This window comes from Streptomyces bugieae, assembly GCF_036352915.1.
GTDB lineage: Bacteria > Actinomycetota > Actinomycetes > Streptomycetales > Streptomycetaceae > Streptomyces > Streptomyces endophytica.
Genome location: NZ_JAZBJP010000010.1, coordinates 80,182 through 101,059, shown reverse-complemented (window position 1 = coordinate 101,059; position 20,878 = coordinate 80,182). Strand labels below are relative to the sequence as shown.

Annotated in this window: 14 protein-coding genes and 1 pseudogene; 12 read left to right on the top strand and 3 right to left on the bottom strand. The window is 71.5% G+C overall.

Features of this window, described 5'->3' with window-relative positions:
* Positions 1–11: 11 nt before the first annotated feature.
* The gene (locus tag V2J85_RS18800; protein ID WP_330822253.1) at positions 12–623 is read right to left on the bottom strand and encodes a Uma2 family endonuclease; all 612 of its coding nucleotides are present in this window, start codon (positions 621–623) and stop codon (positions 12–14) included.
* A 344-nt stretch (positions 624–967) separates the two neighbouring features.
* On the opposite strand from V2J85_RS18800, the gene V2J85_RS18795 reads away from it, so the two are divergent.
* Complete coding sequence (locus tag V2J85_RS18795) at positions 968–1,099, top strand: hypothetical protein (RefSeq protein WP_261955507.1); 132 nt, start codon at positions 968–970, stop codon at positions 1,097–1,099.
* A 164-nt stretch (positions 1,100–1,263) separates the two neighbouring features.
* Here V2J85_RS18795 and V2J85_RS18790 read toward each other — a convergent pair whose 3' ends face one another.
* Positions 1,264–2,865 (bottom strand): purple acid phosphatase family protein, encoded by a 1,602-nt coding sequence (locus V2J85_RS18790; protein ID WP_261955506.1) that lies wholly within the window; start codon positions 2,863–2,865, stop codon positions 1,264–1,266.
* Between the two features lie 130 nt (positions 2,866–2,995).
* Between V2J85_RS18790 and V2J85_RS18785 the strand changes: the two genes are divergently transcribed.
* Both V2J85_RS18785 and V2J85_RS18780 read left to right on the top strand, forming a co-directional pair.
* Positions 2,996–4,036, top strand: coding sequence for a 3-isopropylmalate dehydrogenase (locus V2J85_RS18785; RefSeq protein WP_261955505.1), 1,041 nt, complete (start codon positions 2,996–2,998; stop codon positions 4,034–4,036).
* Between the two features lie 308 nt (positions 4,037–4,344).
* On the top strand, positions 4,345–5,433 hold the full coding sequence (locus V2J85_RS18780; RefSeq protein ID WP_330822252.1) for a branched-chain amino acid aminotransferase: 1,089 nt from the start codon (positions 4,345–4,347) through the stop codon (positions 5,431–5,433).
* A 21-nt stretch (positions 5,434–5,454) separates the two neighbouring features.
* Here V2J85_RS18780 and V2J85_RS18775 read toward each other — a convergent pair.
* Positions 5,455–6,906, bottom strand: a pseudogene (locus tag V2J85_RS18775) (cytosine permease); the annotation flags it as partial.
* Between the two features lie 257 nt (positions 6,907–7,163).
* On the opposite strand from V2J85_RS18775, the gene ureA reads away from it, so the two are divergent.
* The 9 genes from ureA to V2J85_RS18730 all read left to right on the top strand — a co-directional run bounded on the left by ureA (position 7,164) and on the right by V2J85_RS18730 (position 20,847).
* Positions 7,164–7,868, top strand: a complete 705-nt coding sequence (ureA, locus tag V2J85_RS18770; RefSeq protein ID WP_261955502.1) for an urease subunit gamma — start codon at positions 7,164–7,166, stop codon at positions 7,866–7,868.
* The gene (locus V2J85_RS18765) at positions 7,865–9,553 is read left to right on the top strand and encodes an urease subunit alpha (RefSeq protein ID WP_330822251.1); all 1,689 of its coding nucleotides are present in this window, start codon (positions 7,865–7,867) and stop codon (positions 9,551–9,553) included. The genes ureA and V2J85_RS18765 overlap by 4 nt, the downstream gene beginning before the upstream one ends.
* Positions 9,554–9,615: 62 nt before the next feature.
* Positions 9,616–10,656 carry an agmatine deiminase family protein gene (locus tag V2J85_RS18760; protein ID WP_261955500.1) on the top strand — a complete coding sequence of 347 codons (1,041 nt, stop codon included), beginning with the start codon at positions 9,616–9,618 and terminating at the stop codon, positions 10,654–10,656.
* A gap of 36 nt (positions 10,657–10,692) precedes the next feature.
* Positions 10,693–11,310 (top strand): TetR/AcrR family transcriptional regulator, encoded by a 618-nt coding sequence (locus tag V2J85_RS18755; RefSeq protein WP_261955499.1) that lies wholly within the window; start codon positions 10,693–10,695, stop codon positions 11,308–11,310.
* A gap of 128 nt (positions 11,311–11,438) precedes the next feature.
* Positions 11,439–12,770, top strand: a complete 1,332-nt coding sequence (locus tag V2J85_RS18750; RefSeq protein ID WP_261955498.1) for an MFS transporter — start codon at positions 11,439–11,441, stop codon at positions 12,768–12,770.
* Positions 12,771–12,869: 99 nt separating this feature from the next.
* Positions 12,870–14,261, top strand: a complete 1,392-nt coding sequence (locus V2J85_RS18745; RefSeq protein WP_330822250.1) for a S28 family serine protease — start codon at positions 12,870–12,872, stop codon at positions 14,259–14,261.
* 285 nt (positions 14,262–14,546) lie between these two features.
* Positions 14,547–16,187, top strand: a complete 1,641-nt coding sequence (cimA, locus tag V2J85_RS18740) for a citramalate synthase (protein ID WP_261955496.1) — start codon at positions 14,547–14,549, stop codon at positions 16,185–16,187.
* A 470-nt stretch (positions 16,188–16,657) separates the two neighbouring features.
* Positions 16,658–19,033, top strand: a complete 2,376-nt coding sequence (locus V2J85_RS18735) for a polysaccharide lyase 8 family protein (protein ID WP_419836805.1) — start codon at positions 16,658–16,660, stop codon at positions 19,031–19,033.
* Between the two features lie 230 nt (positions 19,034–19,263).
* Complete coding sequence (locus V2J85_RS18730) at positions 19,264–20,847, top strand: acyl-CoA carboxylase subunit beta (protein ID WP_030416121.1); 1,584 nt, start codon at positions 19,264–19,266, stop codon at positions 20,845–20,847.
* Positions 20,848–20,878 lie beyond the last annotated feature (31 nt).

Sequence of the window (20,878 nt, the reverse complement as noted above, 5' to 3'; positions counted from 1 at the left end):
TCGGCTTCGGCTCAGGTACGGGCGTTCCGCGGCGGCCCGGTGATCGCCTCACCGATGACGAATCCCTTGGCGGGGCCTTCGGGGATGATCGCTTCCGCGCCGTACGGCACCCGGTGGCTCAGGCGGTAGTCCGCCTCCTCGGGGGCGGGCTGGGCCAGCACGGTGACGCTGCCGCCACCGTCTTGGTCGTCGACCAGCACATAGACGGGGATGCCGGCGCGGGCATAGGCGCGGCGCTTGCGGACCCGGTCGCGCTCCTCGCTCTGGCCAGGTGAGACCACCTCCGCCACCAGCCGCACCCCACGGGCGGCCAGGCCGAGCCCGTCATCGGTGACGAACCTGTCGTCGTCCTCCGGGCAGACGACGGCGTCCGGGATCCAGCTCTGACGCTCGTGGATGACTTTCAGGGCGTTGTTGACCACGTACGGCTTCGACTCCCCGTCCAGGAACCGGCTCAGTTCCCGGCGCAGCCTGTTGCCGACCTTGCTGTGCCGGTGGTGACCGGTGGGCGACACCTCGATGAACCCCTCGACGATCTCGGCGTGGAATCCCTCGGGGAGTGCCATGGCATTCCATGCCTGCCACCGGGTCTCGTCCAGATCGGGGCCGGGCGTTGTGGTCACGGGCGCCTCCTGTGCGGTGTGGGCTCGGCCGTCCTGCGCGAGCGACAACGCGACGCTAGCCAGGCGCGACCCCCCGTGAGCTGCGGATGTCCGTGGATCACTCGTTCGAGTACACGGAATCCGTCTCAGATAGTAGGAAGCCCAAGTAATTGTGCAGACATCACGGCCGGGCTGTCCTAGCTTTGTAGGAGCCGAACGTAACGCTCCATCGAGCGACTGCGGATGTGGCCCGGTGCGTGTGCGCAGGTGACCCCTGTTGCGCCGGAGCCCCCGCCCTTTCCGGCCCGCTTCTGGATCGACGCATCCCATCCGTTCTCGGGGCTTTGGCATTGGAGACGTGAATCATGGCCGAGACCGCTGTCCGCAGGACCCGCCACTCCGCGCGTACGACCAACGACGCCGACCGCAGGAACGCCGCGGCCGCCCTCCAGCGTGCCCTCGACCGCCGGGACAACGGCGGCTCCACCGGACACTGAGATGCTCCGCGCGCATGCCGGGGCCCGGGCGTCGGTGCCGTGCCGCTGCTGGTGGCGGCTCCGGTGCTCCGTCGCCCGGCTGATCTGCCCCTCGTGACGCCGACAGGGGCGCCCGGTGTGCGGGCGCCCCTGCGTGCGGGAGTGCGTACGCGAGGTGGGTGCGCTCAGTGGGAGCGGGTCACCTCGAAGTGGTCGATGCGCTCGCCGGATTCGGCGAGGGCGGTGACCGTCATCCGCGGGCGCTGGCCCGGGGCGACCTCGACCGCGAGGAACGAGTAGCCGGTGTAGCGGACCCGGGACCACTCCACGGTGTCCTTGGTCTTCACCTGGCCCTTCGACCAGTGGTACGTGTCGACGTGGTCGAGGTCCTTGACGTGGCCCTCGTAGCTGTCCGGCACCGGGAAGTCGTAGAGGGACCTGCCCGCGCCGCCGGCCGTCACGTAGACGATGCCCTCGCGCGCGGCGTCGACGGACTCGCCGATCGGCATCTTCTTCGTGACCCGGCCGCCCTTGATGGCGTCGGTCCGCTCGTAGACGTGGTTGTGGCCGTTGATGACCAGGTCCACCTGGTGCTTGTCGAAGAGCGGCAGCCAGGCGTCGCGCACCCCGCCGTCGGAGGCGTGCGAGTTGGTCGTCGAGAAGGCGCAGTGGTGGAAGAAGACCACGATGAAGTCGATGCCCCGGGCGGCCCGCAGTTCGGCGAGGCGGCGGTCCAGCCAGCGGGTCTGCTTGCCGCCGGTGTAGCCCTGGTTGGCGGGGATCTCGTAGGAGACGTCGTTGGCGTCGAGGGCGACGACGGCGACGTTGCCGTAGGTGAAGGAGTAGATCCCCGGGGCGTTCTCGGCGTCGGGGCCGTTGCCGGGCAGCGACCAGCGGGCGTTCTGGCCGCCGTAGCCGTTGGGCGAGTACCACGCCTCCATGTCGTGGTTGCCGGTGGTCACCATCCACGGCACGGACTTGGCCACCGACTCGGTCTGCGCGAGGAACTGGTCCCAGACCCGGGCGTCGTAGGTGTCGTGGTCCGAGCCCTGGCCGTCCGGGTCCGCGTAGCAGATGTCGCCCGCGTGCAGGTGGAAGGACGGGTTCTGACCCAGGATCAACTGGTCGTTGGCGAGCGCGTGGTAGCTGACGCCCTGGTCGCCGAAGGCGGTGAAGACGAACGTCTCGGCGCGGGCCGGGGCGGTGCGGAAGGTGCCGACGGTGGAGAAGTGGCGCGGGTCGGCGGGGTCGAAACCGTCGTGGCCGACGCCGTAGTAGTACGTGGTGCCCGGGCGCAGGCCGTCGAGCGCCGCGTGCAGGTAGTACTGGTCGACGGCCGGCAGCTTGGCGGTGAGCGCGGGGGTGTGCAGCGGCCGCACCTCGGCCTCGATCTTGCGGCCCAGGTCCCAGGGCTTCAGCCCCACCCGGACGTACGGCCGCCGGACCGCGAACGGCACCTGCCAGCTCACCCGCATCTGGCACTTGGGGTCGGCGCCGAAGGCCAGGTGCCGGCCGAACGGGGCGACGAGCGAGCCGTCGACCGTGGCGGCGGCGGAGGACGCCAGCAGGGTGGGGGAGGTGGCCTGTGCCGATCCGGCCAGCAGGCCGGAGCCGGCCACCGCGCCCGCGGTGACGGCCGAGGTGCGCAGCAGCCCCCGGCGGGTCAGCTTGGTGCGGAGGTAGTCGTGCTGCTCGGGCATGGTCATCCGGGCCGCGAGCCGCTCCGGTATACCGACGCGCGGGGTGTGCGAGGGCGGGGGCGTGGACGCCCGGGGGGTACCAGTCATGTGGCCGAATTTGGCAGCATGATCCGACTGTTACGGGTCGTCCGGATGAACGGCGGCTGACCGACTTCCCCGCATGTCCGCATGGCGGACGTTACGTGTCAATCAATGGGACGAAGAGTAGGGTCCAAACATGTCTCGCAGCATTCGCCTCGCAGTGATCCCCGGTGACGGCATCGGCCAGGAAGTCGTGGCCCAGGGCCTCAAGGTCCTGACCGCCGTCCTGCCGCAGGACGTCAAGCTGGAAACCAAGGAGTACGACCTCGGGGCCAGGCGCTGGCACGCCACCGGCGAGACCCTGCCGGACGCGGAGCTGGAGTCGCTCAAGCAGCACGACGCGATCCTGCTCGGCGCGATCGGCGACCCGTCCGTCCCCTCCGGCGTGCTGGAGCGCGGGCTGCTGCTCAAGCTCCGCTTCGCCTTCGACCACTTCGTCAACCTGCGCCCGTCGAAGCTCTTCCCGAACACGACCACGCCGCTGGCCGGCCGCCCGGACATCGACTTCGTCGTCGTCCGGGAGGGCACCGAGGGCCCGTACACCGGCAACGGCGGCAGCCTGCGCACCGGCACCCCCGCCGAGGTCGCCACCGAGGTCAGCGTGAACACCGCCTACGGCGTCGAGCGCGTGGTCCGGGACGCGTTCGAGCGGGCCAACGCCCGCCCCCGCAAGAAGCTGACGCTGGTCCACAAGAACAACGTGCTGGTCTACGCCGGCCACATGTGGAAGAACATCTTCGACAAGGTCGGCCAGGAATACCCCGAGGTCACCACCGACTACCTGCACGTCGACGCGGCGACGATCTTCTTCGTCACCCAGCCCGAGCGGTTCGACGTGATCGTCACCGACAACCTCTTCGGCGACATCCTCACCGACCTCGCCGCGGCCGTCACCGGCGGCATCGGCCTGGCGGCCTCCGGCAACATCAACCCGACCGGTGAGTTCCCGTCCATGTTCGAGCCGGTGCACGGCTCCGCCCCGGACATCGCCGGCACCGGCAAGGCCGACCCGACCGCCACGATCCTCTCCGTCGCGCTGCTGCTGCGCCACCTCGGCTACGAGGCCGAGGCCGCCCGCATCGAGACGGCCGTCGCGACCGACCTGGAGGCCCGGGACGGCACCGCCCGCAGCACGGACGAGATCGGCGACGCGCTCGCCGCACGCGTAGCGGGCTGAGGCCCGCAGCGCACGCAGAAACCCACCGACAGCGCCGGGCCCCCACGGGGTTCCGGCGCTGTCCGCATTCCCGGCCGCCTGCCGCCCGCCGGTCGACCCTGTGCTAACGCCGGGCGGGATGCGACCATCGGACCCGGAGACCGCAGACGCGAGTACGGCGGCGGACACCCCCGAGCGATAATCGGAAGAGGGGCCGCCGCCCGCGGGGAAACTCGGACGTCCCAGTAACGACCGGTACGCCAAGATCCCGACGTACGCGGCCACCGCCAACCGCCCGGCGCGGACCACGCAGTGAAGGACACGCATACATGACGACGCCCACGATCGAGCTCAAGCCCTCCTCGCACCCGCTGTCCGACGCGGAGCGGGAGAAGATCCTGGCCGCCCCGGGCTTCGGGCGCCACTTCACCGACCACATGGTGACGATCAAGTGGACCGAGGGCCGCGGCTGGCACGACGGACAGCTCGTGCCGTACGGGCCGCTCTCCCTCGACCCGGCGACCAACGTCCTGCACTACGCGCAGGAGATCTTCGAGGGCCTCAAGGCGTACCGCCAGCCCGACGGCTCCGTCGCGACCTTCCGCCCGGACGCCAACGCCCGCCGCTTCCAGGCGTCGGCGCGCCGGCTGGCCATGCCGGAGCTGCCCGTCGAGACCTTCATCGAGGCCTGCGACCTGCTGGTCCGGCAGGACAAGGACTGGGTGCCGGCGCACGGCGGCGAGGAGTCGCTCTACCTGCGCCCGTTCATGATCGCGACCGAGGTCGGGCTGGGCGTGAAGCCGGCCAACGAGTACCTTTTCGTGGTCATCGCCTCGCCGGCCGGCGCCTACTTCCCCGGTGGCGTCAAGCCGGTCTCCATCTGGCTCTCCGAGGACCGGGTGCGCGCGGTGCCCGGCGGCGTGGGCGACGCCAAGACCGGCGGCAACTACGCCGCGTCGCTGCTGGCCCAGGCCGAGGCCGCGGTGCACGGCTGCGACCAGGTCGCCTACCTCGACGCCGTGGAGCACAAGTGGGTCGAGGAACTCGGCGGGATGAACCTGTACTTCGTGTACGGGGACAAGATCGTCACCCCGACGCTCACCGGCTCGCTGCTCGCCGGCATCACCCGTGACTCGCTGCTGTCCGTCGCCCGCGACCTGGGCTTCGAGGCGGAGGAGGCCCGGGTCTCCATCGACCAGTGGCAGGCCGACACCGCGAACGGCACCCTCACCGAGGTCTTCGCCTGCGGTACGGCCGCGGTGATCACCCCGGTCGGCACGGTCAAGCGCGACGGTGCCGAGTGGACCCAGTCCGACGGCGAGCCCGGCAAGGTCACGCTGAAGCTGCGCGAGACGCTGCTGGACATCCAGCGCGGCGTCGCCGAGGACGCCCACGGCTGGATGCACCCCCTGGGCTGACCCCGGCGCCTGCCCGGTACGGCCGACCTCCGCGGGGGCCTCCGGTGCGGTGGCCGGCGGGGGAGTGGCGACGGTCCGCAGCGCGGGGACCGGGCGCGGCCGGCGGGCGGTGAGCAGCAGGTAGGCGAGCCCGGCGACGGCCGCGGCCAGCAGGAAGCTGATGTCGATGCCGCCGGTGTGGGCCAGCAGTGGGCCCTGGTAGAACGGCGTGTCCACGCCCAGCAGGCCGACCGCCGAGCCGAGCGCCCAGGCGACGGTGGCCTGGACGTTCCAGCCGGCCTTGTACCAGTACACGCCGCCGCGGGTGCCGCGGTTGTAGACCTGCAGCGAGTCGGCGTCGTAGTTGCCGCGGCAGCGCGCGAAGCCCATGACCGTGATGACCGCCCAGGGTGTGCCGATCGCGGTCATCAGCAGCACGAAGGACGTCATGGCGTCCTGCGCGGCCCACAGGAAGTGGCCGGCGTAGACCAGCGCGGTCGAGACGCCCGCGACCACGTACGTGGCCTGGGTGCGGGTCGCCCGCGGCAGGATCGCGTCGAGGTCGAGACCCATGCTGTAGAGCATCAGGCCGGAGTTGCCCACCGAGCCGGCGGAGGCGTTGAGCAGCAGGAAGACCAGGTACCAGGCCGGGGCGCCGGCCACCAGCGGGCCCGCGTAGTCGTCGCCCGCGCCGACCGCCAGCGCGCTGAAGGTACCGAACAGCTGCGGCACCAGCAGGCCGATCACCAGGCCGAGGTAGGTGGCGGCGAAGACCTTCTTCGAGGAGTGGCGGCGCGGCGAGATGTAGCGGCTGTAGTCGCCGAGCAGGGTGATGAAGGCGATCGGGCCGCTCAGACCGGCGGAGACCGCGGAGAGCAGCCAGGTCTGCCAGTAGCCGCCCAGCGCGTACGGGACGCCGTGCACCGGGCCGGTGGTGAAGTGGCGCGCGTAGGCGAAGACGCCGACCACGAGCAGGATCGTCAGGCCGATGGAGAGCACCTTGCTCATCCGCAGCAGGACCTTGTAGCCGTAGACCGCGCCCACGGCGGTACAGCCCGCCAGGACGGCGTAGACGACGGCGTAGGACGCGCCGCCGGCCGGCAGGCCCAGCAGGCGGTGCAGACAGCCGACCATGGCGTCGCCGCCCACCCACAGCGTGAGCGCGGTGTAACCGAGCGAGAGCAGCAGGCCGATGATCGAGCCGATCAGCCGGCCGCGTACGCCGAAGTGGGCGCCGCTGCTGGTCGAGAGGTTGGTCGCGCTGCGCAGCGAGACCAGCGCGAGCGGCGCGGTCAGCACGGCGCCGACGAGGGTGCCGGCGGCCAGTGAGCTGATCGAGCCCCAGAAGCCGAGGCCGAACGAGACCGGGAGCCAGCCGAAGATCACCACGCCGAGGGCGAGGTTCGATCCGAGGAGGATCGAGATGAGATCTCGGGGACCGCTGGTGCGCTCCTCGTCCGGGATGGTGTCGACTCCGCGTTGTTCGATCGGCATGAGGCTCCCCTGAGAGGCCGGACAGCAGTGTGTGAGCAGTGCTCTGCGTGCAGTGCTCCGTCATGTGGACAGTGCTCGGAGTGAGCGAGGACTCGCGCTGCGGGTTCGCCGCGAGATCATTTAGAGCGGTGCTCTATTCACCGCTTATTTAGAACAGCGCTCAATGTGACTCATGCCCATGCCGTAGGTCAACGCTTCCGCGTTGACTATTTTCATGGTTAGAGTGATGCTCTAATCGAGCTGGAAGGTGGGACGGGATGCGGTTGACCCCGACGGAACGCGACCGGCTGCTGCTGTTCGGCGCAGCCGAGCTGGCGCGGACGCGCCGGGCCCGCGGACTGAAGCTGAACGTGCCCGAGGCGACCGCGTTGATCGCGGACACAGTCTGCGAGGCGGCGCGGGACGGGCGCCGCCTCGCTCAGGCCATCGAGGCGGCACGCAGCGTGCTCGGCCCGGACGACGTCCTGCCGGGCGTGGCCGACGTGGTCACCGAGGTCCACGTGGAGGCCGTCTTCGACGACGGCTCCCGGCTCGCGGTGGTCACCGACCCGATCGGCGCCGCGGCGGGGGAGCGCGACGAGACCGCGGCCCCGGCGCCCGGCGCCGTGCTCCCCGGCCCGGCCGACCCGGAGCCGGCGCCCGCGGTGGTGCTGACCGTGCGCAACACCGCGGAGGTGCCGATCAGCGTCACGTCCCACTTCCACTTCTTCGAGGCCAACCCCCGGCTGGAGTTCGACCGCGCGGCCGGGTACGGCATGCGGCTGTGCGTGCCGGCCGGCTCGTCGGTGCGGTTCGACCCCGGCGGCACCTCGGAGGTCGGTCTGGTGCCGATCGGCGGCGACCGGATCGCGATCGGCTTCGCCGGTCTCGTGGACGGCCCGCTGGACGCACCGGGCGCGAAGGAAGAAGCGCTGCGGCGGGCCGCCGCCTGCGGCTACCTGGGAGCGGAGGAGCAGGCATGAGCATCGATCCCCACGAGTACGCGTCGGTGCACGGCCCGCGCGCCGGCGACCGGGTCGTCCTCGGCGACTCGGGCCTGGTCGTCCGGGTCGAGTCGGACGCCCAGAAGCCCGGCGACGAGTTCCTGGCCGGCTTCGGCAAGACCGCCCGGGACGGGCTGCTGCTCAAGGCCGCCGCGGTCCGCGAGACCTGCGACGTGGTGATCAGCAACGTGCTGGTCATCGACGCGGTCCAGGGCATCCGCAAGGTGTCCATCGGCATCCGCGAGGGCCGCATCCACGCCATCGGCCGGGCCGGCAACCCCGACACCCTCGACGGCGTCGACGTCGTCGTCGGCACCGGCACCTCGATCGTCTCCGGTGAGGGCATGATCGCCACCGCCGGCGCCGTGGACACCCACGTCCACCTGCTCTCGCCGCGCGTCATGGAGGCCTCGCTGGCCTCCGGCGTGACCACGATCATCGGCCAGGAATTCGGCCCCGTGTGGGGCGTCGGCGTCAACTCCCCCTGGGCGCTGGGCCATGCGTTCAACGCCTTCGACGCCTGGCCGGTCAACATCGGCTTCCTCGGCCGCGGTTCCTCCTCCGGCGACGCCCCGCTCGTCGAGGCGCTCGCCGAGGGCGGCGCCTGCGGCTTCAAGGTGCACGAGGACATGGGCGCGCACGCCCGCGCCCTGGACACCGCGCTGCGGGTCGCCGAGGACCACGACGTCCAGGTCGCGCTGCACAGCGACGGCCTGAACGAATGCCTCACCGTCGAGGACACCCTGCGCGTCCTGGACGGCCGCACCATCCACGCCTTCCACATCGAGGGCTGCGGCGGCGGGCACGTCCCCAACGTCCTGAAGATGGCCGGCGTCCCCAACGTCATCGGCTCCTCGACCAACCCCACCCTCCCCTTCGGGCGGGACGCGGTCGCCGAGCACTACGGCATGATCGTCTCGGTCCACGACCTGAAGACCGACCTGCCCGGCGACGCCGCCATGGCCCGCGACCGGATCCGCGCCGGGACCATGGGCGCGGAGGACGTCCTGCACGACCTCGGCGCGATCGGCATCACCTCCTCCGACGCCCAGGGCATGGGCCGGGCCGGCGAGACCGTACGCCGCACCTTCGCGATGGCCGGCAAGATGAAGGCCGAGCTCGGGCCGATGGAGGGCGACGGCCCGCACGACGACAACGCCCGCGTGCTGCGCTACATCGCCAAGCTCACCATCAACCCCGCCATCGCCCACGGCCTCTCGCACGAGATCGGGTCGATCGAGGTCGGCAAGATGGCCGACATCGTGCTCTGGACGCCGCAGTTCTTCGGCGCCAAGCCGCAGCTGGTGCTGAAGTCCGGCTTCCCGGCCTATGGCGTCACCGGCGACCCCAACGCCGCCACCGACACCTGCGAACCCCTCGTGCTGGGCCCGCAGTTCGGGGCACACGGCGCGACACCCGCGGAGATCTCCGTCGCCTTCGTCGCGGGCGCCGCGGTCGACCAGGGCAACGACAAGATGCCCACCCGCCGCCGCCGGGTCGCGGTCCGCGGCACCCGCGGCATCGGCCCCGGCAGCCTCGTCCACAACTCCCGGGTCGGACAGGTCCAGGTCGACGCGCGCAGCGGACTGGTCACCCTCGACGGCGACCCGATGCGCTCCGAGCCGGCCGACACCGTCTCGCTCTCGCGCCTGTACTTCCTCTGACCCACCGCTTCCCGACCACACCGGTGTCCGTTGACCCACCGGCTCCCTCCCAAGGACCCCACATGAACACTCCCGTCGCCGACGGCTTCGCCATGCCCCCGGAGTGGGCACCGCACGAGCGCACCTGGATGGCCTGGCCCGGCCCCAACTTCACCTTCGGCGAGGAGGGCGGCGAGACGCTGGCCGAGGCCCGCCGGGCGTGGGCCGCGGTCGCCCGCGCGGTGCGGCAGTACGAGCCGGTCACCGTCGTCGCCGGCCCGGGCCAGCTGGCCGGCGCCCGCGAGCTGCTCGGCGACGACATCGAGCTGGTCGAACGGCCGCTGAACGACGCCTGGATGCGCGACATCGGCCCGACCTTCCTCACCGACGGCAAGGGCAACCTCGCCGCCACCGACTGGGTCTTCAACGGCTGGGGCGCCCAGGAGTGGGCCCGCTGGGACCTCGACGAGAAGATCGCCGAGCAGGTCGGCGCGCTGGCCGGGGCCCGCCGCTACGCCACCCCCCTGGTCAACGAGGGCGGCGGCATCCACGTCGACGGCGAGGGCACGGTCCTGCTCACCGAGACCGTCCAGCTCGACCCGGGCCGCAACCCCGACCGCACCAAGGAAGAGGTCGAGGCGGAGATCCACGCCCACCTCGGCACCACCAAGGCGATCTGGCTGCCGCGCGGCCTCGCCGCCGACTACGGACAGTTCGGCACCCGCGGCCACGTCGACATCGTCGCCGCCTTCGCCCGCCCCGGCGTCGTCATGGTCCACACCCAGCCGAACCCGGACCACCCCGACCACGCCATCTGCAACGAGATCGTCAAGCTGCTGAGCGCCGCCACCGACGCCAAGGGCCGCCAACTGGAGGTGGTGGAGATCCCCGCGCCCACCGTCATCGAGGAGGACGGCGAGCTGGTGGACTACTCGTACATCAACCACCTGCAGTGCAACGACGGCATCGTGCTGTGCGCCTTCGACGACCCGCGGGACGAGGAGGCGGCCGCGATCTTCCGCCGGCTGTTCCCCGGGCGGACCGTGACGCTCGTGGACGCCCGTACGATCTTCGCAGCGGGTGGCGGTATCCACTGCATCACCCAGCAGCAGCCCAAGGCCTGATCCCCAAGGCCCCGACCAGCCGACCCGGAGGTCCCCGTGCCCGGTCCCGTGCGCCGTCCCCGGCGCCGGCTCAACCAGCCCCGCGAGCAGGTCCTGGCCGCGGCGATGGCCACCATCGCCGCGGAGGGCCTGGACCGGCTGACCATGGCGGGTCTGGGCCGTGAGGTCGGCATGAGCAGCGGCCACATCCTGTACTACTTCGGGACCAAGGACGAGCTGCTGCTGCAGACCCTCCAGTGGAGCGAGGAGCAGCTCGGCGCCGAGCGCCGGGCCGCCCTCTCCCGCCGCGTCCCGGCCCGCGAGCGGCTGGACGCACTGATCGACCTCTACCTCCCCCAGGGCCACCGCGACCCGCGCTGGACCCTCTGGCTGGAGGTCTGGAACCGCTCCCAGAACGCCGACGACGAGACCCGCGAACGCCAGCTGGAACTCGAACTCGCCTGGCACCGCGACCTGGTGGCGCTCCTCGTCGAGGGCGCGTCCAAGGGCGAGTTCCGCCCCGTCGACGCCGAACGCTTCGCCACCCGCACCCGCGCCCTGCTCGACGGCTTCGGCACCCACCTCGTCGTCGGCCTGCCCGGCACCGACCGCGAACAGGTCCGCGACCACATACGGGACTTCCTGGACGAATCCCTCAGCGTCCCGCGCCCGTAGCCGACCGCGCACGGCGACCCGCGGCCGGTGACGCGCGCCGCCCCGTGACCACAACGCACGTAAATACGCCCGATCGTTGCCGTGCGCTCCCTTGCCGAAGGACGACCGGTCCGCGACCGTGATCGGCTATGGGACGAGAGCAGTGGAAGAAGATCTGGGTCGGCTCGGCCGGCAACATGGTCGAGTGGTTCGACTGGTTCGTGTACGCCAGCTTCGCGGTGTACTTCGCGGATGCGTTCTTCCCCAAGGGGAATGACACGGCGAACCTCATGAACACCATGGGGATCTTCGCCGTCGGCTTCTTCATGCGGCCGGTGGGCGGCTGGCTGCTCGGCCGGATCGGCGACCGCAAGGGCCGCAAGGCCGCCCTGACACTCACCGTCACCCTGATGTCCGCCTCGGCGATCCTGATCGCGATCGCGCCCACGTACGCCGCCGCCGGCTACGGCGGGGTCGCCGTACTGCTCCTCGCCCGGATGCTGCAGGGCCTCTCGGTCGGCGGGGAGTACGCGGCCAGCGCCACCTACCTGACCGAGGCGTCCGCCGAAGGGCAGCGCGGTTTCGCCTCCAGCTTCCAGTACGTGTCGATGACCGCGGGCCAGCTGCTGGGCCTCGGGCTGCAGATCGTGCTCCAGCGCACCCTGTCCGAGGACGCGCTGCACAGCTGGGCCTGGCGGGTCCCGTTCATCGTCGGCGCGCTGGGCGCCGGGATCGTCTTCTACCTGCGGCGCAACATGCTGGAGACGGAGGTCTACGCCCACGACGAGGGCGCCCAGGCCGACCCCGAGCGCGGCACGATCAAGGCGCTGCTGGCCCACAAGCGCGAGGCGTTCCTGGTCATCGCCCTCACCATGGGCGGCACCGTCGCCTACTACACGTACACCACCTACCTGACCAAGTACCTCTCGCAGAGCGCCGGTATGGCCAAGCCGACCGCCTCGCTGGTCAGCTTCTGCGCGCTGTTCCTCTTCATGTGCCTGCAGCCGTTCGCCGGCAAGCTGTCGGACCGGATCGGGCGGCGGCCGCTGCTGATCACCTTCGCGGTCGGGTCGACCTTCCTGACCGTGCCGATCATGATGCTGCTCAGGCACGCCGGCAGCTTCTGGCCGGCGCTCGGGCTGTCACTGCTGGCGCTGGTCGTGGTCACCGGCTACACCTCGATCAACGCCTGTGTGAAGGCCGAGCTGTTCCCCACCGGCATCCGCGCCCTGGGCGTCGCCCTGCCCTACGCGATCGCCAACGCGCTGTTCGGCGGCACCGCGGAGTACGTCGCCCTGTGGTTCAAGAACGGCGGCATCGAGTCCGGCTACTACTGGTACGTGGCGGGCTGCGCCGCGGTCTCGCTGATCGTCTACATCACCATGCGGGAGACCCGGACCATCGATCTGCACCGGGTCGGCAGGCCGGCCGCAGGCACGGGTGCCGACCGCTCGCCCGTGGGGGCGCCCGCCGCCGACTGAGGTGGTCTCCCGGCCGAAAACGGCCTCCCCTGCCCAGGGGAGGCCGTTCCCGTCTCCGGGGGATCCGCGCCCCGGCCCCCGGCGGCTTGGCTGGGCGGCATGAAGAAGACCAGGTACCTCCTCATGCCGCTGCTGCTGACGGGGCTGCTGGCCTCGGGCGCCGCGGCCCCGTCCGCAGCGCCGGCCCGGCCCGCCGAGGGCCGGCCGGCCGCCGCCCGTGAGGTCGCTGCCCGCCCGGCCGCCGACGACCTCTCCGCCCGGCTCTCGGCCATCCCCGGCATGCGGGTGGTCAAGGAGAACCCCGCCCCGGCCGGCTACCGCGCGCTTGAACTGCGCTACCGCCAGCCGGTCGACCACCGGCACCCCGACCGGGGCACCTTCGAGCAGCGGCTGTTCCTGCTGCACCGCGCCACCGACCGGCCGATGGTGCTGAACACCAACGGCTACGACCTCGACTACCAGGACCCCGCCCTGCGCGCCGAGCCGACCGAGATCCTCGACAGCAACCAGATCAGCGTCGAGCACCGCTACTTCGGCACCTCCACCCCGCATCCCACCGACTGGACCAAGCTCGACATCTGGCAGGCGGCCACCGACCACCACCGGATCGTGCGGGCGCTCAAGACGATCTACCGCGCCGCCTGGATCTCCACCGGTGGCAGCAAGAGCGGTATGGCCACCGTCTACCACCGGCGCTTCTACCCGCACGACGTGGCCGGTTCCGTGGTGTACTCGGCGCCCGACATCACCGACGCCCGGGACGGCGCCGCCGAGGACCGCTTCCTGGAGCGGGTCGGCAGCCCCGCCTGCCGCCGTGCGCTCACCGCGGTCCAGCGCCAGCTGCTGGGAGCCCGCAGGACGGAGACGGCGGGCCGCATCGCCCGCTCCGCCGCCGCCCACGGCGACACCCTGCACATCGTCGGCAGCGCCGACCGGCTGCTGGAATTCACCACGCTGATGCTGCCGGAGCGCTTCTGGATGGGGCAGGGCGAGGCGGGCTGCCGCCGCATCCCCGGACGCTCCGCGACCGGTGCGGCGCTCTACGCCTGGTTCGACGGGGTGATGGGCCTCCAGGGCTACACCGACCTTTACGTCTCCCTGGTCACCGCGTCCTTCTACCAGCTGGGCACCCAGCTCGGCATGACCGAGCGGGCCGCCCCGCAGCTGGCCGGCATGCTGCGCTACCCCGGAATCCAGCGGATCCGCACCCTCGTGCCGCGGCACATCCCGATGCGCTTCCAGCCGCGGGCCATGCCGGACATCGACCGCTGGGTGCGCCACCACGGCAGTGAGCTGACGTTCGTCTACGGCGAGAACGACCCCGTCCGGTCCCAACCGTTCCGTACCGGCCCCGGCAGCCGTGACGCCCACGTCTACCTGGCCCCGCACACCGGCCACCACGTGCGCTTCGACAAGCTGTCGCCGGGGGACCGCGCCCGGGCCACCGCCGCGCTCCGCCGCTGGGCCGCCGTGGACACGCCGCCCGCATAGTGAGACCGCCGAGTGCGCAGTGCGTCCGATATGGCACACTGCGGACCGTGCTCTCGTTCGCCATGATTATTGGCAGCAGGCGCGCCGGTCCGCAGTGACCGCCCCGTACGACCCGAGTACGGCGCGGCCACCGTCGTCCCAGACCCGCGCGCAGACCTCTCGCACCCGCGAGAGGTTTTTTCGTTTCCGGCCCACACCCCACCGGAGGCGGAGCGCGAGGGAGCATGGAGGGGCGGTGGCACCGGTTATTCCGGTAGACCGAGAACCCGACAGGAGCCAGACCGCATGACGGACGCACCCCAAGCCTCCCCGTCGCCCGCCCCCCGTCCCGCCGGCGCGGTGCCCGACGACTTCCACGTCTTCGACACCACCCTCCGCGACGGTGCGCAGCGCGAGGGCATCAACCTCACCGTCGCCGACAAGCTGACCATCGCCCGGCACCTCGACGAGTACGGCGTCGGCTTCATCGAGGGCGGCTGGCCCGGCGCCAACCCCCGGGACACCGAGTTCTTCCAGCGCGCCCGCGAGGAGATCGACTTCCGGCACGCGCAGCTGGTCGCGTTCGGCGCCACCCGCAAGGCCGGCGTCCGCGTCGAGGACGACCCCCAGGTCGCCGCCCTGCTGGCCTCCGGGGCCCCGATCATCACGCTGGTCGCCAAGTCCCACGTCGGACACGTCGAACTGGCGCTGCGCACCACCCCGGAGGAGAACCTCGCGATGGTCCGGGACACCGTCGCCTACCTCCGTTCGCAGGGCCGCCGGGTCTTCCTCGACTGCGAGCACTTCTTCGACGGCTACGCGCTGGACCCGGTCTACGCCAAGCAGGTCGTCCGCACGGCCGGGGAGGCCGGTGCGGATGTCGTGGTGCTCTGCGACACCAACGGCGGGATGCTTCCCGCGCAGGTCACCGCGGTCGTCCGGACCGTCCTCGCGGACACCGGCGTCCGGCTCGGTATCCACGCCCAGGACGACACCGGCTGCGCGGTCGCCAACACCCTCGCCGCGGTGGACGCCGGCGCCACCCACGTCCAGTGCACCGCCAACGGCTACGGCGAGCGGGTCGGCAACTCCAACCTCTTCCCGGTCGTCGCCGCGCTGCAGCTCAAGTACGGCCGGCAGGTGCTGCCCGAGGGCAAGCTCGCCGAGACCACCCGGATCTCGCACGCCATCGCCGAGGTCGTCAACCTCACCCCCTCCACCCACCAGCCCTACGTCGGCGTCTCCGCCTTCGCCCACAAGGCCGGTCTGCACGCCTCCGCGATCAAGGTGGACCCGGACCTCTACCAGCACATCGACCCGGCGCTGGTCGGGAACACGATGCGGATGCTGGTCTCCGACATGGCCGGCCGCGCCTCCATCGAGCTCAAGGGCAAGGAACTGGGCATCGACCTGGGCGGCGACCGCGAGTTGGTCGGCCGGGTCGTCGAACGCGTCAAGGAACGGGAACTGGCCGGCTACACGTACGAGGCGGCCGACGCCTCCTTCGAACTGCTGCTGCGCGAGGAGGTCCGCGGCAAGGCCCTGCGCTACTTCACCGTCGAGTCCTGGCGGGCGATCGTCGAGGACCGCCCCGACGGCACGCACGCCAACGAGGCGACCGTGAAGCTGTGGGCCAAGGGCGAGCGGATCGTCGCCACCGCGGAGGGCAACGGCCCGGTCAACGCGCTCGACCGCGCGCTGCGGGTGGGCCTGGAGCGGATCTATCCGCAGCTCGCCCACATGGAACTCGTCGACTACAAGGTCCGCATCCTGGAAGGCGCCCTCGGCACCGGCTCCATCACCCGCGTCCTGGTCTCCACCAGCGACGGCCGTGGCGAGTGGTCCACGGTCGGCGTAGCGGAAAACGTCATCGCGGCGTCCTGGCAGGCACTGGACGACGCGTACGCGTACGGGTTGCTGCGGGCTGGGGTCGAGCCGCAGGAATAACTCCCCACGTACCTGGCTGTCCCGCCGCGGTGGTTTCTCGCCGTTGCGCCTGCGGCGGGCCAGGTGGTTGTTGGGTGCGGTGACGGGCCTCCGGGGCCGGTTGTGTGGACTGCTGACGCTTTACGTCCACACAACCGGCCCCTCCGGCCCGCCCCCTCCCGTGAGAGGGAAAGTTAAAGCCGGTGGGGGTGCACGTAGTGCCCACGAGCGTGCAGCCAACAGACCAGGCCCGCCCCCAACCAGCCCTCACCTCCCACTCACGGGAGGGGGTGGACCGGAGGACGAAGTCTGGAGGGCCGGCACCGCACCCGACACACCACGCCCGCCGCCAGGCGCAACGGCGAACAAGCCCCGCGGCGGGAAAGCCGGGTACGTGCGGGGCGCCGCAAAGCGCGCAACGGCGAGCAACAACGACGGCGGGAGAGACGGGTACGTGGTAGGCCCCGCAAAAACGTGGGGATGCTACAAGCGTGCTGAAGCGCAGAGGCTTTCTCACGTTGTCCGCCGTGAGCGCCTGCGGGCTCGCGGGACCGGTCGCGTACGGGGCCGAGGACCCGTACGCCCTGTTACGGCGCCGCTGGTGCGAGCTCTCGCTCGGGACCGGGTTCGACCCGGACGCCCCGCCGTACGCGGCCGTGCTTCAGGAGACCGGCGCACTCGCCGCCGGGTTCCTGGCGAGCATGCGGCCGGCCGCGGGCTCGTTGTGGCCGGACTGCCCGTACGACCCGCCCTCCGGCATCACCCAGAGCTACGGCCGGCTGAACACGATGGCCCAGGCATGTGCCCAGGCCGGGACCGGGCACACCGGAGACCCGGACCTCGCCGACGCCGTCCGCCAAGGACTCGCGCATCTGGACGACACCGTCTACCACCCCGGCACCACCCGTTACGGCAACTGGTGGGAGTGGCAGATCGGGAGTCCGAGGCTCCTCCTCGACACGCTGGTGTACGTGGAGGAGCGGCTGCCGGGCGGGCTGACCGAGGAACTGCGCGGGCGCTGTCTCGCCGCCGTCGACCACTTCGTGCCGGACACGATGCTCGGCGACTACACCGGCACCAGCACCGGAGCCAACCGCGTCGACCTGTGCCGGGTGGTCGCCCTGCGCGGCATCCTCGGCCGGGCGCCCGCCAAGATCGCACTGGCCCGGGACGCTCTCTCGCCGGTCTTCCCGTACGTCAGCGAGGGCGACGGGCTCTACGCCGACGGCTCGTTCGTGCAGCACACCTGGGTCGCCTACTCCGGTACCTACGGCTACGTTCTGCTGGACGGGCTGGGGCGGCTGTTCGCGCTGCTCGACGGGTCGGAGTGGGAGGTCACCGATCCGGGGCGGCAGATCATCGCGGACAGCGTGGCGCACGCGTACGCGCCGCTGCTGCACAACGGGTTGATGATGGACAGCGTCAACGGCCGTGCGATCAGCCGCGGTTACCTCCGCAACGACGAGCGGCGGGTGCTGCGCAGCGACCACTACCACGGGCATGCGCTGATCGCCGCCATCGCGCTGCTCGGCGAGAGCGCGAGCGCCGCCGAACGGGACCGTTGGCACGCGATGGTCAAGGGCTGGATCGCCCGCGACCGCACCCTGCCGGTCCTCACCGACCGGCAGTACGGCGTCGCCGACCTCGCCCGGCTGCGGAAGATCGCCGACGGGCCCGGGCCCGCCGCCGCCGAGTCCGTCGGCCACCGGCTCCTCGCGGCCATGGACCGCGCCGTGCACCGCCGCCCCGGCTGGGCCGCGAACGTGGCGATGTGCTCGGACCGGATCACGTACTACGAGAACGGCAACGGTGAGAACCGCCGCGGCTGGCACACCGGTGCGGGGATGACGTACTGGTGGGGTGCGGACTTCGGCGGGGACCAGTACACCGATGCCTTCTGGCCGACCGTCGATCCGTACCGGCTGCCCGGCACGACCGTCTCCACCAAACCGCTCGCGGACAACGAGGGCGGCGGCTGGGGCGAGCCGAAGCCCGACGTCCGGTGGGTCGGGGGGACCACCGACGGGGAATTCGCCGCCCTCGGGCAGCATCTGCGGGGGCTGTCCTCGACGCTGAGCGCCCGGAAGTCCTGGTTCGCGCTCGCGGACTGCGTCGTCTGCCTGGGCGCCGGGATCGCCGCGCGGGACGGCGTGACGGTCGAGACCGTCGTCGACAACCGGTGCCTGGGGGAGTACGGCACGGCCGCGCTCACCGTCGACGGCGTCCGGCAGCCCGGCACGCTCGGCCGCCGCACCGCCTTCCGCCGCGCCCGCTGGGCCCACCTCGCCGGGCACGGCGGCTACGTCTTCCCCGGCGGCACCCCCCTGCACGCGCTGCGCGAGGCCCGCACCGGCTCCTGGCACGACATCAACACCACCTCGTCGCCGGAACCGTTCACCAGGCGGTATGTCACGTTGTGGTGCGATCACGGGCTCGATCCGGTTGATGCCCGTTATGCGTATCTCCTGATGCCGGGAGCGTCCGCGCGGGCCGTCGCGGCGCGGGCCGCCGACCCGCACTGGCTGACCGTGCTCGCCAACGACGCCTGCCGCCAGGCGATCGCCGTCCACCCGCTCGGCGTAACGGCCGCGAACTTCTGGCGGGCGGGGAGCGCCGGGCCGCTGTGCAGCAGTGGCCCGGCGAGCGTGCTGGTGCGTAAGGCGCCGGGCGGGCGGACCGCCCGGCTGTGCGTCGCGGCCCCCGTGCGGACCGGTGATCCGGTGGAGATCACCTGGTCGCGGCCGGTGCGGGCGGTGCTCGACCGCGACCCGTCGATCGAGGTGCTGGCGAGCGGCCCGGGCCTGCGGCTGCGGGTCCGCCCCGGTACGGTCTGCGCCACCCACCGCTGCACGGTGCGGCTGCGCTGACCTGCGCCGGACCGCCGCTCGTCCGGGCCCGCGGACCACCGGTCACCACAACATCACTCGGCGGCCGTTTGTCGGGCTCATACAGAGGAACCGGGGCCCGGCCACCCGAACGGAGGCCGGGACGCGGGCCGCGTACAGGAGGGTTCTGTACTGCCTGCCCACCAAAACGCATGTGACGTTGTACGAAACCGACATCGGTGTGCGGCGCCCCGCACACGTACCGTCGATACATGACCACTGTCGAAGATCTGCCCGCCGGCGCCAACGACGCCCGCGGGCGCGTCGCCGAGCTGCACGCCATCCGTGAGCAGGTCCGGCGCGGACCCAGCGAGCGGGCGACCGAGGCCCAGCGTGCCAAGGGCAAGCTGACGGCGCGCGAGCGGATCGAGCTGCTGCTGGACGAGGACTCGTTCAACGAGGTCGAGCCGCTGCGCCGGCACCGGGCGACGGGCTTCGGTCTGGAGGCGAAGAAGCCGTACACCGACGGTGTGATCACCGGCTGGGGCACGGTCCACGGCCGCACGGTGTTCGTCTACGCACACGACTTCCGGATCTTCGGCGGCGCGCTCGGCGAGGCGCACGCCACGAAGATCCACAAGATCATGGACATGGCCATCCAGGCCGGTGCCCCGCTGGTGTCGCTCAACGACGGCGCCGGCGCCCGCATCCAGGAGGGCGTCTCGGCGCTGGCCGGCTACGGCGGCATCTTCCAGCGCAACACCAAGGCCTCCGGGGTCATCCCGCAGATCTCGGTCATGCTCGGCCCGTGCGCGGGCGGCGCGGCCTACTCCCCGGCCCTGACGGACTTCGTGTTCATGGTCCGCGAGACCTCCCAGATGTTCATCACCGGCCCGGACGTGGTCCGTGCGGTGACCGGCGAGGAGATCACCCAGAACGGCCTGGGCGGCGCCGATGTGCACGCCGAGACGTCCGGTGTCTGCCACTTCGCCTACGACGACGAGCAGACCTGCCTGGAGGAGGTCCGCTACCTCCTCTCCCTGCTGCCGGCGAACAACCGCGAGAACCCGCCGGCGGTGCCGTGCGAGGACCCGGCCGACCGCTCCGGCGACGCGCTGCTGGACCTGGTGCCGGCCGACGGCAACCGCCCGTACGACATGCGCAAGGTCATCGAGGAGATCGTCGACGACGGCGAGTACCTGGAGGTCCACGAGCGCTGGGCGACCAACATCATCTGCGCGCTGAGCCGCTTCGACGGCAAGGTGGTCGGTATCATCGCCAACCAGCCGCAGTCGCTGGCCGGTGTGCTGGACATCGAGGCGTCCGAGAAGGCCGCCCGCTTCGTCCAGATGTGCGACGCCTTCAACATCCCGATCGTCACCCTGCTCGACGTGCCCGGCTTCCTGCCCGGCGTCGACCAGGAGCACGGCGGCATCATCCGGCACGGCGCCAAGCTGCTGTACGCGTACTGCAACGCCACCGTGCCGCGCATCTCCATCGTGCTGCGCAAGGCCTACGGCGGCGCCTACATCGTCATGGACTCCCAGTCCATCGGCGCCGACCTGACCTACGCCTGGCCGACCAACGAGATCGCGGTGATGGGCGCGGAGGGCGCCGCCAACGTCATCTTCCGCAAGCAGATCGCCGAGGCCGACGACTCCGAGGCCATGCGCACCCGCATGGTCAAGGAGTACAAGTCCGAGCTGATGCACCCGTACTACGCGGCCGAGCGCGGTCTGGTCGACGACGTCATCGACCCCGCCGACACCCGCCGGACGCTCATCCGGGCCCTGGACATGCTGCGCACCAAGCACGCCGACCTCCCGGCCCGCAAGCACGGCAACCCGCCCCAGTAGCCATCCCGCACCCGCGACTCACCGACGACGC